This is a genomic window from Actinophytocola sp. (assembly GCF_050699915.1).
Lineage (GTDB): Bacteria > Actinomycetota > Actinomycetes > Mycobacteriales > Pseudonocardiaceae > Actinophytocola.
In genome coordinates this window covers 1-12,514 of the sequence record NZ_JBOHGA010000039.1, presented here as the reverse complement: position 1 = coordinate 12,514, position 12,514 = coordinate 1, and the positions used below count along the sequence as shown (strand labels likewise).

Here is a 12,514-nt window from a genome sequence, read left to right as displayed (position 1 = left end):
TCTCAGTCCTCGTCGAAAAGCGGGCGGATGCCCTGCGCGGCCATGATCTGGTCGTTGCCCTTGCCCGCGGCGACCATCGGCCACACCTGGGCGTCCTTGCCGACCACGAAGTCGATCACCACCGGCCGGTCGGTGATCGCCATCGCCCGGTTGATCACCCGGTCGACGTCCTCTTTGGACTCGCAGCGCAGTCCGGCGCAGCCGAGCGACTCCGCCAGCAGGGTGAAGTCCGGGATGCGGTGCTTGTGCGTGCCGAGGTCGGTCTGCGAGTACCGCTCCGAGTAGAAGAGGTTCTGCCACTGGCGGACCATGCCCAGGTTGCCGTTGTTGATGACCGCGACCTTGATCGGCGCGCCCTCTATCGCGCAGGTGGCCAGCTCCTGGTTGGTCATCTGGAAGCAGCCGTCGCCGTCGATGGCCCACACCACCTTGTCGGGGTGGCCGAACTTGGCGCCCATCGCGGCGGGCACGGCGAAGCCCATCGTGCCGAGGCCGCCGGAGTTGATCCAGGTGGCCGGCTTCTCGTAGGAGATGAACTGTGCCGCCCACATCTGGTGCTGGCCCACGCCGGCGGTGTAGATCGCGTCGGGCCCGGCGATCTGGCCGATCCGCTCGATGACGTACTGCGGGGACAGCGAGCCGTCGGTCGGCCACTCGTAACCCAGCGGGAACGTGTCGCGCAGCTTGTCGAGCTGGTCCCACCACGAAGACAGGTCCGCCGGGCCGCCCTTCGGGCCGTACTCGGAGCGCACCGCGTTGGTCAGCTCGGTGATGATCTCCTTGCAGTCGCCCACGATCGGCACGTCCGCACGCCGGTTCTTGGAGATCTCCGCGGGGTCGATGTCGGCGTGCACGATCTGCGCGTCCGGCGCGAACGTCGCCAGCTGCCCGGTCACCCTGTCGTCGAAGCGGGCGCCCAGCGCGATCAGCAGGTCGGCCTTCTGCATGGCGGCGACCGCCGCCACCGAGCCGTGCATGCCGGGCATGCCGAGGTGCTGGCGGTGCGAGTCCGGGAACGCGCCGCGCGCCATCAACGTCGTGACCACCGGGATCCCGGTCAGCTCGGCCAGCGCCGCGAGCTCGGCGGACGCCTCCGCCTTGATCACGCCGCCGCCGACGTAGAACACCGGCCGCCGGGCGCTCGTGATGAGCTTCGCCGCCTCGCGGACCTGCTTGCCGTGCGGGCGCGTGGTCGGCTTGTAGCCGGGCAGCCGCAGCTCCGGCGGCCAGGAGAACGACGTGTTCTCCTGCAGGACGTCCTTGGGGATGTCGACGAGCACGGGTCCCGGCCGGCCGGTCTTGGCCAGGTGGAACGCCTCGGCGATCGTCCGCGGGATCTCCGCGGAGTCGGTGACGAGGAAGTTGTGCTTGGTGATCGGCAGGGTGATGCCGCAGATGTCGGCTTCCTGGAACGCGTCGGTGCCGATGAGCGCGCGGGTCTGCTGGCCGGTGATCGCGACGACCGGGACGGAGTCCATGTTGGCGTCGGCGAGCGGGGTGACCAGGTTCGTCGCGCCCGGACCGGAGGTGGCCATGCAGACCCCGACCTTGCCGGTGGCTTGCGCGTAGCCGGTGGCCGCGTGGCCGGCGCCCTGCTCGTGGCGGACCAGGACGTGCCGGACCTTGGTCGAGTCGAGCAGCGGGTCGTAGGCGGGCAGGATCGTGCCGCCGGGGATGCCGAACACCACCTCGACGCCCACCGCCTCGAGGGACCGGACGAGCGACTGGGCGCCGGTGAGCCGAACGGGGGTTCCCGTCGGGGGCGTCGGCTTCGGTCTGGGGGTCCGTGCGGACCCCTGGGTCGCGGCGACCGGGTTGGGCCGGTGTGTCGCACTGGTCATCGGCTTCAGCCTCTGGTGTGGTCGGGTTGCAGTGGCTCGCGGCGTCAGGCTCTCACGCATGAAAAAACCCCCGCCGGCCTGATGGCCGTACGAGGGTCGCGCGTTCGACGCAGCCTGACTTCCTCAGCGTCGAACGCGCCTGGGAAGTACGAGACCGGTCTGCTGGGGCACGCACGTGACGCTAGTGCGTTCAGAGTAGCGGCGTCAACTCTGCGGGATTGTGCTCCCGAATGATGGACATGGCAGGATTGCCAGGTGACCACCCCTCGGCAGCAGCTGCCCGGCCGCCTGGTGTTCCGCACCCCGGCGACGGCGGTGCTCGGCGCGCTGCTGCTGGCCGTGACCGCGACCCCGTTCGCGTTCGCGGCGCCCTGGCTGTTCCTGGTGTACCTGGTGCCGATCGGTGCCATCGTGCTGGTGTTGCGGCTGCGCACCACCGCCGACGCCGACGGCCTGGTGGCGCGGACCGCGTTGAGCCGCCGCAAGCTGGCGTGGAGCGACATCCGCGCGCTGCGGGTTTCCGAGCGGTCCTGGGTGCGCGCGGTGCTGGACGACGGGTCGGAGCAAACCCTGCCGACCGTCCGCACGCGACACCTGCCCGCGTTGGCGCTGATCAGCGGCGGCCGGCTGGACGATCCCACAGAGCCGCCTCCCCGGGATTAAAAGTGTTGGCCTTCCAGCCGATGGTGCGGACCGGAGGTTGATTGTGGCTGAGTACCGTCACCTTCCCCTGAGGTTGCGTCGGTTGGTCCAAGACCCGATCTACAAGAAAAAATGACTGGAGGAGCCGTGCCAGAGCTCCGTTCCCGCGTCACCACCCACGGCCGCAACGCGGCGGGCGCGCGCTCGCTGTGGCGGGCCACCGGGATGACCGACGGCGACTTCGGCAAGCCGATCGTGGCGATCGCCAACTCCTACACGCAGTTCGTGCCGGGCCACGTGCACCTGCGCGACCTCGGCGACATCGTGGCCGAGGCGGTGCGCGAGGCCGGCGGCGTGGCCCGCGAGTTCCATACGATCGCGGTCGACGACGGCATCGCGATGGGCCACGGCGGCATGCTCTACTCGCTGCCGTCGCGGGAGATCATCGCGGACAGCGTCGAGTACATGGTCAACGCGCACGCGGCCGACGCGCTTGTCTGCATCTCCAACTGCGACAAGATCACCCCCGGGATGCTGAACGCCACGATGCGGCTGAACATCCCCACCGTGTTCGTGTCCGGCGGGCCGATGGAGGCCGGCAAGGCGGTCGTGCTGGACGGCGTCACGCACGCGTCGTCGGACCTGATCACGACGATCTCCGCGTCCGCGAACGACAACGTGGACGAGGCCGGGCTGTCCGAGATCGAGCGGTCCGCGTGCCCGACCTGCGGGTCGTGCTCGGGGATGTTCACCGCGAACTCGATGAACTGCCTGACCGAGGCGTTGGGTCTCGCGCTGCCGGGCAACGGCTCGACGCTGGCCACGCACGCCGCGCGCCGCGACCTGTTCGCCCGCGCCGGCACGACCGTGATGGAGCTGTGCCGCCGCTGGTACGGCGCAGACGACTCCGCCGCGCTGCCCCGCTCGATCGCCACCCGGGACGCGTTCGTCAACGCGATGGCGTTGGACATGGCGATGGGCGGGTCGACCAACACGGTGCTGCACATCCTCGCGGCCGCGCGCGAGGGCGAGGTCGACTTCACGCTCGCCGACATCGACGCGATCAGCCGGCGGGTGCCGTGTCTGTCGAAGGTGTCGCCGAACTCGAGCTACCACATGGAGGACGTGCACCGGGCCGGCGGCATCCCGGCGATCCTGGGCGAGCTGTGGCGGGCCGGACTGCTGGCGCAGGACGTGCTCTCCGTGCACAGCGCCTCGCTGTCCTCGTGGCTGTCGGCCTGGGACATCCGTTCCACGTCACCGTCTGCCGAGGCGATCGAGCTGTACCACGCGGCGCCGGGCGGGGTGCGGACCACGAAGGCGTTCTCCACGTCGAACCGCTGGTCGTCGCTGGACACCGACGCGGCGGGCGGCTGCATCCGAGACGCGGCGCACGCCTACACCGCCGAGGGTGGACTCGCCGTGCTGCACGGCAACCTGGCCGAGCGCGGGGCGGTGATCAAGTCGGCGGGGATCGAGGAGGAGCTGTTCCGCTTCGAAGGTCCCGCGCGCGTGGTCGAGAGCCAGGAACAGGCGGTGTCGGCGATCCTGTCGCGGGAGATCCAGCCGGGCGAGGTGCTGGTCGTGCGGTACGAGGGACCCTCGGGCGGGCCGGGCATGCAGGAGATGCTGCATCCGACGGCGTTCCTGAAGGGGGCGGGCCTTGGCCAGAAGTGCGCCCTGATCACCGATGGCCGGTTCTCGGGCGGCACGTCGGGTTTGTCGATCGGCCACATCTCCCCCGAGGCGGCCGGCGGCGGCACGATCGCCCTGGTGGAGGACGGCGACCGGATTCTCATCGACGTGCACGAGCGGCGTCTGGAGCTGCTGGTCGACCCGACGGAGCTGGCCGACCGCCGAGCGAAGATGGAGTCGAGCGAGCGTCCCTGGCAGCCGAAGGATCGCCGACGTCCGGTCACGGCCGCGCTGCGCGCGTACGCCCGCCTGGCCACCGACGCGTCGATGGGTGCCGTCCGCGACCCGGATCTCTGACCCCTTTCGAGTGACTCCGGAAACCCCGGCGTCTCGCCCAGTGTCCCAATTCGCGACTACTGGGGAGGCGAGACATGGACGGCTACGGCGTCATCGTCGAGGAGATCCACTCATGCGGCCGCGCCGCGACCGCCGCCGGCGAGGACACGAGACAGGTCGATCTTCCCGGCGCCGCGGCCGGCGTCGAGCCGGCGTTGCCAGGCAGCGCGTCCGCCGTCGCCGCGCGCGGGCTGAGCTCGATGTGGGACAGCCGGCTGCGGTTCCTGGGTGACGACGTAGTCCGGCTCGGGACGGACCTCGGGGCCGCCGCCGACCGGTACACGCGGGACGACGCCGCCGCTCGTGCGGGCCTGGGCGCCGTCGACCCGCGGTACCGGAGGTTCGCGTGAACATCGCGTGGAGCGAGCTCCGGAAGTGGGATACCGACGCCGTGGAGGACGTTGCGCGGCGGGTCAGGGTTCGCGTCGACGAGCTGGGGCACCTGGCCGACACGTTGAACTGGCGGCATCCGACCGGCTGGCACGGTGAGGCGTCCGATGGGGCGCGCGTGGAGCGGGTGCGCCTCGTCGGGAAGTTCGACGAGCTCGAGCAGGAGACCGACCCGCTGAAGCGAGCCCTGCGAGCCGCGGCCGACGCGATCGAGACCCTCCGCCGAGACCAGGACGACGCCGAGTACACGGCCCTGCACAACGACATGTTCATCACGGACGCCGGCGACCTCCTGACCGAGACCGGCCACGGGCCGATGCCGGGGTCGGCCGAGGCCGCGGAACGCCGTCGGATCTCCCAGGACCTCCGCGACGAGATGGACCGGATCCTGACGCAGGCCCGAATCGTCGACGACGAGCTGGCCGCCGCCCTGCGCCGTGCCACGTTCCCGGCCAGGTACCCCGATGCGCACGGCGACGAGTCCCGGCTGAACCCGCCGCCGGGCGGGACGCCGGCCGAGATCAACGACTGGTGGCTGGGCCTGTCGTCGGCGGAGCGCGCCGAGCTGATCGCGACCCGCCCGGCCTGGGTCGGCTCGACGGACGGCATTCCGGCCGCGGACCGCGACACCGCCAACCGCCAGGTCCTCGCCGACCAGCGAGCGGACCTCACCAGCCAGCTCGACACGCTCAAGGCCCGCGTCCGTGCCAACCCGATGGAGGCCGTCGAGCTGCGGGACCAGATGAGCGCGCTGGAGGGCAAGCTCCGCGGCCTCGACGACATCGGAAACCGACTCGAGAACCCGACCGACGGCCAGCTCGACGCCTACCTGCTCGGCATCGAAAGCGGAACCGGCCAGGCCATCGTCGCGATGGGCAACCCGGACACGGCCACCAACGTGGCCACCTTCGTCCCCGGCACCGGCTCAGGCCTGGACAGCATCAACACCGACATGAACCGAGCGGACCGGATGGCCCAGGCCGCCAGTAACGCCGACTCACCGTCTACGTCGGTGATCACCTGGGTCGGCTACACCGCGCCGCAAGACCTCGCCAAGGCCGCGGACACCAGCTACGCGGAGCATGCGAAGCACGACCTGGACCAGTTCCAGGACGGCCTCCGAGCTACCCACGAGGGCGCACCGTCGCACAACACGATGATCGGTCACAGCTACGGCTCTACGGTCATCGGCCACACAGCCGCGACCGAGGGACTCGACGCCGACGATGTGGTGTTCGTCGGCAGTCCCGGCGTCGGGGTCGACAACGCAGCCGACCTGGACATGCCCGCCGAGCATGTCCACGCCACAGTCGCCGGGCACGACATGATCCGCGCGTCGAACATCGGATTCGAGGTCATTCCAGGGATTGACACCGACGTGCACGGCCCGGATCCCACCGGCAGAGATTTCGGCGCCGATGTGTTCGAGTCCGACCCGGGCACCAAGGGCCCGGACTACCAGGGCGGTCTGAGCAGCGAGGCACACAGCCAGTACTGGGACCACGGAAACAAGGCGTTGGAGAACCTGGGACTGATCATCGCCGGGGAACAGACGACATGAGCAGGACCGGATCAACTGTGAGCGGGCTGCTGTCACTGGCGGTCGTGCTCCTCACGAGCTGCGGAACGGAGCCGGAAATGCGTCCGACTGTCACTGTCGAGCAGGCTGAGCAACGGGTCGAGGAATACTTCCGCCAAGCCCTCGCTGTACTCCCCGCCCAAGCCCGGCCGGTGCCCGGCCTTATCGACACCTACGAATGCGACGACCCCACCGACAACGGTCCGAAAGGGCGAAAGATCGCGTCCGTCGACTACCAAATTCACGACTTGCCGCAGGCCGACTATCCCGAGTACATCAGTCGGATCGAACGCTGGTGGCTCGACCACGACTTCCGCATCCTGGACGACGAACGGCCCGAACGAGAGTCGATCTGGGTCGAGAACAACAGGGACGGGTTCCGCATGCGTGTCACCGCCTCCAAGGGCGGCAAGCTGATCTTGATTGCCAGCTCGCCCTGCGTGTGGCCCGATGGCACGCCCGAACCCGCATGAGGCTCGTCACGTCGTCTCACGATGCGGATGGCGTTGGACCGACCAGTGGACGCGTGGCACGCTGAACCACATGCAAGCAGCGACCGAAGTCCTCCTCGTGGCCCGCCGCCACGTGGACCTCGTTCGCGTGTCCAGCGCGATGTGCCGGCCTTCCCGATAGCCCGCCGCCGCGTGTTTTGACCTTGCCAGCCGGCGCTGGGTGCGCCGGCTGTTCACACCCCGTCCACGAGGGGTCTCCGGTGCGCGCGAGTGCCATGAGAGCCCGGAGGACCAGGGGTGCCAACTCCCACCAAGCGACGCGGTGAGGGGCAGTGGGGACTCGGCTACCGCGAGCCCCTCAACCCCAACGAGCGGAGCAAGAAGGACGACAACCCGCTCAACGTCCGCGACCGCATCGAGAACATCTACGCCCACACCGGGTTCGCCGGCATCGACCCCGGCGACCTGCGGGGGCGTTTCCGCTGGTACGGCCTCTACACCCAGCGCAAGCCGGGCATCGACGGCGGCCGCACGGCCACCCTCGAGCCCGAGGAGCTCGACGACGAGTACTTCATGCTCCGCGTCCGCATCGACGGCGGCGCCGTCACCACCGAACAGCTCGCGGTCCTCGGCGAGGTCTCGCAGACCTACGCGCGCGACACCGCCGACATCACCGACCGGCAGAACATCCAGTACCACTGGATCCGCGTCGAGGACATGCCCGCGGTCTGGGCCAAGCTCGAGGGCGCCGGCCTCACCACGATGGAGGCCTGCGGAGACAGCCCGCGGGTGATCCTCGGCTCCCCGGTCGCCGGCATCGCCGAGGACGAGGTCATCGACGCGACCCCGGCCATCGAGGAGATCAAGCGGCGCTACGTCGGGGCCCCGGAGTTCTCGAACCTGCCGCGCAAGTTCAAGACCGCCGTCTCGGGCCTGCCCGACGTCGCGCACGAGGTGCACGACGTCGCGTTCGTCGGGGTGCACCACCCCGAGCACGGGCCGGGTTTCGACGTCTGGGTCGGCGGCGGCCTGTCCACCAACCCGATGATCGGCCAGCGCCTCGGCGCCTGGGTGCCGCGCGACGAGGTCGCCGACGTGTGGGCCGGCGTGATCGGCGTCTTCCGCGACTACGGCTACCGCCGGCTGCGCCACCGCGCGCGGATCAAGTTCCTCGTCAAGGACTGGGGCGCGGCGAAGTTCCGCGAGGTGCTGGAGACCGAGTACCTGAAGCGCCCGCTGCTCGACGGCCCCGCCCCCGAGGTGCCCGACCGGCCGTACGACCACGTCGGCGTGCACCCGCAGCGGGACGGCAAGTTCTACGTCGGGGCCGCGCCCATCGCGGGCCGGGTGTCCGGCTCCGCACTGGTCGCGGTCGCGAAGGCGGCCGAGCGGGTCGGCTCGCATCGAGTCCGGTTCACCCCGCAGCAGAAGCTGATCGTGCTGGACGTCGACAAGTCCGAAGTGGACAGCCTGCGCGAAGAGCTGGCGAAGCTCGGCCTGCACGCCGACCCGTCGCCCTGGCGGCGCGGCGTGATGGCCTGCACCGGCATCGAGTTCTGCAAGCTCGCGATCGTCGAGACCAAGGCGCGCGCCGCCGACCTCGTGGCGAACCTGGAGGAGCGGCTCGCCGACATCACGGGCGAGGTGACCACTCCGATCAGCGTGCACATCAACGGCTGCCCGAACTCCTGCGCCCGCATCCAGACCGCGGACATCGGGCTCAAGGGCCAGATCGTCACCGACGCCGACGGCAACCAGGTCGAGGGCTTCCAGGTGCACCTCGGCGGCGGGCTCGGCCTCGACGCCGGGTTCGGGCGCAAGCTGCGCGGCCACAAGGTCACCGGCACCGAGCTGACTGGGTACGTCGAGCGCGTGGTCCGCAAGTTCGTCGCCGGCCGCGAGCCCGACGAGCGGTTCGCCCAGTGGGTCGCCCGCGCGGAGGAGGCGGACCTCGGATGACCGAACGAGCCACCCCGTTCTACTGCCCGTACTGCGGGGACGAGGATCTGCGCCCGCAGGAGGAGCCGCACGCCGCGTGGCTGTGCACCGGCTGCCGGCGGGTGTTCACCGTCAAGTTCGTCGGACTGAATCTGGCCACCGAGCACACCGCGGCTACAAGAGGGGCAAGCGGATGACCACCACCACCGACCTGCGGGCACTCGCCGAGCACGCGGGCGAGGAGCTCGCCGACGCCACCGCGGCCGAGGCACTCGCCTGGACCGCGAAGACGTTCGGCGACCAGTTCATCGTCGCTTCGAACATGCAGGACGCGGTCCTCATCGACCTGGCCGTCCAGGCGAAGTCCGATGTGGACGTTCTGTTCCTGGAGACCGGCTACCACTTCGCCGAGACGATCGGCACCCGCGACGCGGTCGCGCTGACCTACCCGGACATCCGGATCGTCGACGCGGCGGCCGAACAGTCGGTCGCCGACCAGGAGGCGCGGTTCGGCCTGCTGAACAAGACCGATCCGAGCCAGTGCTGCTTCCTGCGCAAGGTCGTGCCGCTGCAACGGACCCTCGCGAACTACGACGCATGGGTGACCGGCGTGCGCCGGGTCGACGCGCCGACCCGGGCGAACACCCCGATCGTGGTTTGGGACGACCGCAACGGGCTGGTCAAGGTCAACCCGATCGCGGCCTGGTCCGACGAGGAGTTCAACGACTACGTCACGACCAACGGGATCCTGGAGAACCCGCTGGTGAGCGAAGGATACCTGTCGATCGGCTGTGCGCCGTGCACGGCGAAGCCGCTGGCCGGGGCCGACCCGCGCAGCGGCCGCTGGGCCGGCCTCGCCAAGACCGAATGTGGGTTGCACGGATGACCGCGACTGTCGCAAGGCCGACCGGTGCCCCGCCCCTCGATGCGCTGGGGCGACTGGAGTCCGAGGCGATCCACATCCTGCGTGAGGTGGCCGGCGAGTTCGACCGCCCGGTGATCCTGTTCTCCGGCGGCAAGGACTCCACCGTCCTGCTGCACCTCGCGGTCAAGGCGTTCTGGCCGGCGCCCGTGCCGTTCCCGCTGTTGCACGTGGACACCGGACACAACCTCGTCGAGGTGCTCGAGTTCCGGGACCGCGTGGTGAAGAACTACGGGCTGCGTCTGGAGGTCGCGCACGTGCAGGACTGGCTCGACGACGGCCGGCTGGCCGAGCGGTCGGACGGCACCCGCAACCCGCTGCAGACCGTCCCGCTGCTCGACTCGATCACCGAGCACCGGTTCGACGCGGTGTTCGGCGGCGGCCGGCGCGACGAGGAGCGCGCCCGCGCGAAGGAGCGGATCTTCAGCCTGCGCAACGCGTTCGGCCAGTGGGAGCCGCGCCGGCAGCGCCCGGAGCTGTGGAACCTCTACAACGGCCGGCACCGCCCGGGCGAGCACGTCCGGGTGTTCCCGCTGTCCAACTGGACCGAGCTGGACGTGTGGCGCTACATCGCGCGCGAGGGCATCGAGCTGCCGTCGATCTACTTCGCTCACGAGCGCGACGTCTTCCAGCGCGACGGCATGTGGCTCACGGCAGGCCCCTGGGGCGGGCCGCGAGACGGCGAGACCGTGGTGCGCAAGACGGTCCGCTACCGCACGGTCGGCGACGGCTCGTGTACCGGCGCCGTGGAGTCCCGGGCGGCCACACTGGACGACGTGATCGCCGAGGTGTCCGCGAGCCGGCTCACCGAGCGCGGCGCCACCCGCGCGGACGACCGGCTCTCCGAGGCGGCGATGGAGGATCGCAAGCGCGAGGGCTACTTCTGATGACCGACCTACTCCGGCTCGCGACCGCGGGTTCGGTCGACGACGGCAAGTCGACGCTGGTGGGCCGGTTGCTGTACGACACCAAGTCGGTGCTGGCCGACCAGCTCGACGCCGTGCGCCGCGCGAGCGTCGACAAGGGACTGTCCACGCCGGACCTGTCGCTGCTCGTGGACGGACTGCGCTCGGAGCGGGAGCAGGGCATCACGATCGACGTGGCGTACCGGTACTTCGCCACTCCGCGGCGCACGTTCGTGCTCGCGGACACCCCGGGGCACGTGCAGTACACCCGCAACACGGTGACCGGCGCATCGACCGCGCAGCTCGCGATACTGCTGGTGGACGCGCGCAAGGGGGTGGTGGACCAGACCCGCCGGCACGCCGCGGTCCTCGCGCTGCTGGGCGTGCCGCGCCTCGTGCTGGCGGTGAACAAGATCGACCTGGTCGACTACGACCGGGAGACGTTCGAGGTGATCGCCAAGGAGTTCGCCGTGCATGCCGGCGCGCTGGGCTACCCGGCCGGCGCGGTGCTGGCGATCCCGGTCTCCGCACTGCAGGGCGACAACGTGGTGGAGAACTCGGCGAGCACGCCCTGGTACACCGGCCCGACGCTGCTCGAGCACCTGGAGTCCGTGCCGGTCGAGCCGGACCCGCACGAGGCGCCGCTGCGCTTCCCGGTGCAGTACGTGATCCGCCCGCGCACGCCCGAGCACCCCGACTACCGCGGGTACGCGGGCCTGGTCGCCACCGGCAGCGTGCGACCGGGCGACGAGGTCGTTGTGCTGCCCGCCGGTCGGCTCACCAAGGTCACCCGCGTCGACACCCCGGACGGCGCGCTGCCCGAGGCCACCGCGGGCCGCTCGGTCACACTGCTGCTGGCCGACGACATCGACGTCTCGCGCGGCGACCTCATCGTCGGCCAGGGCAAGCCGCCGAAGATCACCGACGAGCTGGATGCGACGCTGGCGTGGCTCGCGGACAAGCCGCTGCGGGCGGGCGCGCGGGTGCTCGTCAAGCACGGCGCGCGGACCGTGCAGGCGCTGGTCGGCGAGCTGCGCACCCGGTTCGACGAGCAGAAGCTGTCCACTGTCGAGGGTCCGGAGTCGTTGTCGCTCAACGAGATCGGCCAGGTCTCGCTGCGCACGTCCGAACGGATCCCGGTGGACGACTACGCGACCCACGGGCGCACCGGCGCGTTCCTGGTCATCGACCCGGCCGACGGCACCACGCTCGCAGCCGGCCTCGTCGGTGCGCCACTTCCGCTACCGAACAAACTGCCGAACAAGGGTTAGCGATCGATGGCACCGCCGCTCGTCGCCGTCGCGCACGGCAGCAGGGACCCGCGGTCCGCGGCCACAGTCGCGGCGCTGGTCGACGTCGTGCGCGCGCAGGCGCCGTCGCTGGAGGTGCGGACGGCGTTCCTCGACCTGTCCGCACCCAGGCTGCCCGACGTGCTGGCCGCGCTGCACGGCGCCGGCCACCGGGACGTCGTCGTCGTACCCCTGTTGCTGGGCAAGGCCTTCCACGCGCGGGTCGACCTGCCGGCGATGATCGCCGAGGCGACCGGGCGGCTGCCGCACCTGTCGGTCTCGATGGCCGACGTGCTCGGCCCCGACGACCGGCTGCCGGCCGTCGCGCTGCGCCGGCTGCTCGCGACCGGTGTGCGGCCGGGCGACCCCGAGCTGGGCGTGATCCTCGCCGCCGCCGGGTCGTCGCACGCACCGGCCAACCGCGCGGTGTCCGCGGTGGCTGCGACCTGGGCGGCGTCGGGGACATCGCTGGGCTGGGCGGGCGTCGAGGCGGCGTTCGCCAGCACGGCGCGGCCGGACGTGCCC

General features: G+C 70.6%; 13 protein-coding genes. 12 read left to right on the top strand and 1 reads right to left on the bottom strand.

What is annotated here, in order from left to right; all coding sequences use genetic code 11:
* Positions 1-2: 2 nt before the first annotated feature.
* A complete protein-coding gene (locus ACRDSK_RS10265; RefSeq protein WP_431439806.1) occupies positions 3-1,841 on the bottom strand; it encodes an acetolactate synthase large subunit in 1,839 nt (612 codons plus the stop codon).
* Between the two features lie 255 nt (positions 1,842-2,096).
* On the opposite strand from ACRDSK_RS10265, the gene ACRDSK_RS10260 reads away from it, so the two are divergent.
* From ACRDSK_RS10260 to ACRDSK_RS10205, 12 genes are all read left to right on the top strand, one after another.
* Positions 2,097-2,504, top strand: coding sequence for a PH domain-containing protein (locus ACRDSK_RS10260; protein WP_431439804.1), 408 nt, complete (start codon positions 2,097-2,099; stop codon positions 2,502-2,504).
* A gap of 126 nt (positions 2,505-2,630) precedes the next feature.
* The gene (gene ilvD / locus ACRDSK_RS10255) at positions 2,631-4,475 is read left to right on the top strand and encodes a dihydroxy-acid dehydratase (protein ID WP_431439803.1); all 1,845 of its coding nucleotides are present in this window, start codon (positions 2,631-2,633) and stop codon (positions 4,473-4,475) included.
* Between the two features lie 74 nt (positions 4,476-4,549).
* Positions 4,550-4,864, top strand: coding sequence for a hypothetical protein (locus tag ACRDSK_RS10250; protein ID WP_431439801.1), 315 nt, complete (start codon positions 4,550-4,552; stop codon positions 4,862-4,864).
* Entirely contained in the window at positions 4,861-6,465 is a 1,605-nt protein-coding gene (locus ACRDSK_RS10245) for an alpha/beta hydrolase (protein WP_431439799.1), read from the top strand. Before ACRDSK_RS10250 ends, ACRDSK_RS10245 begins: the two co-directional genes overlap by 4 nt.
* A gap of 17 nt (positions 6,466-6,482) precedes the next feature.
* Complete coding sequence (locus tag ACRDSK_RS10240; protein ID WP_431439797.1) at positions 6,483-6,956, top strand: hypothetical protein; 474 nt, start codon at positions 6,483-6,485, stop codon at positions 6,954-6,956.
* Positions 6,934-7,116, top strand: coding sequence for a putative leader peptide (locus ACRDSK_RS10235; protein ID WP_431439796.1), 183 nt, complete (start codon positions 6,934-6,936; stop codon positions 7,114-7,116). The genes ACRDSK_RS10240 and ACRDSK_RS10235 overlap by 23 nt, the downstream gene beginning before the upstream one ends.
* 116 nt (positions 7,117-7,232) lie before the next feature.
* Positions 7,233-8,894 (top strand): nitrite/sulfite reductase, encoded by a 1,662-nt coding sequence (locus tag ACRDSK_RS10230; protein WP_431439794.1) that lies wholly within the window; start codon positions 7,233-7,235, stop codon positions 8,892-8,894.
* Positions 8,891-9,070: an Insertion element protein gene (locus tag ACRDSK_RS10225; RefSeq protein WP_431439793.1), complete on the top strand. Its 180-nt coding sequence runs from the start codon at positions 8,891-8,893 to the stop codon at positions 9,068-9,070. The genes ACRDSK_RS10230 and ACRDSK_RS10225 overlap by 4 nt, the downstream gene beginning before the upstream one ends.
* Positions 9,067-9,759 (top strand): phosphoadenylyl-sulfate reductase, encoded by a 693-nt coding sequence (locus ACRDSK_RS10220; protein ID WP_431439791.1) that lies wholly within the window; start codon positions 9,067-9,069, stop codon positions 9,757-9,759. Before ACRDSK_RS10225 ends, ACRDSK_RS10220 begins: the two co-directional genes overlap by 4 nt.
* Positions 9,756-10,682, top strand: coding sequence for a sulfate adenylyltransferase subunit CysD (gene cysD / locus ACRDSK_RS10215; protein ID WP_431439790.1), 927 nt, complete (start codon positions 9,756-9,758; stop codon positions 10,680-10,682). Before ACRDSK_RS10220 ends, cysD begins: the two co-directional genes overlap by 4 nt.
* Complete coding sequence (locus ACRDSK_RS10210) at positions 10,682-11,971, top strand: sulfate adenylyltransferase subunit 1 (RefSeq protein ID WP_431439788.1); 1,290 nt, start codon at positions 10,682-10,684, stop codon at positions 11,969-11,971. Before cysD ends, ACRDSK_RS10210 begins: the two co-directional genes overlap by 1 nt.
* A 6-nt stretch (positions 11,972-11,977) precedes the next feature.
* On the top strand, positions 11,978-12,514 hold a 537-nt coding region (locus tag ACRDSK_RS10205; protein ID WP_431439786.1), incomplete at its 3' end, for a sirohydrochlorin chelatase.

Coding starts and splice junctions, on each gene's coding strand:
- ACRDSK_RS10265 (WP_431439806.1), bottom strand. CDS start 1,841: ATGACCAGTGCGACACACCGGCCCAACCCGGTCGCCGCGACCCAGGGG.
- ACRDSK_RS10250 (WP_431439801.1), top strand. CDS start 4,550: ATGGACGGCTACGGCGTCATCGTCGAGGAGATCCACTCATGCGGCCGC.
- ACRDSK_RS10235 (WP_431439796.1), top strand. CDS start 6,934: ATGGCACGCCCGAACCCGCATGAGGCTCGTCACGTCGTCTCACGATGC.
- ACRDSK_RS10225 (WP_431439793.1), top strand. CDS start 8,891: ATGACCGAACGAGCCACCCCGTTCTACTGCCCGTACTGCGGGGACGAG.
- ACRDSK_RS10220 (WP_431439791.1), top strand. CDS start 9,067: ATGACCACCACCACCGACCTGCGGGCACTCGCCGAGCACGCGGGCGAG.
- cysD (WP_431439790.1), top strand. CDS start 9,756: ATGACCGCGACTGTCGCAAGGCCGACCGGTGCCCCGCCCCTCGATGCG.
- ACRDSK_RS10210 (WP_431439788.1), top strand. CDS start 10,682: ATGACCGACCTACTCCGGCTCGCGACCGCGGGTTCGGTCGACGACGGC.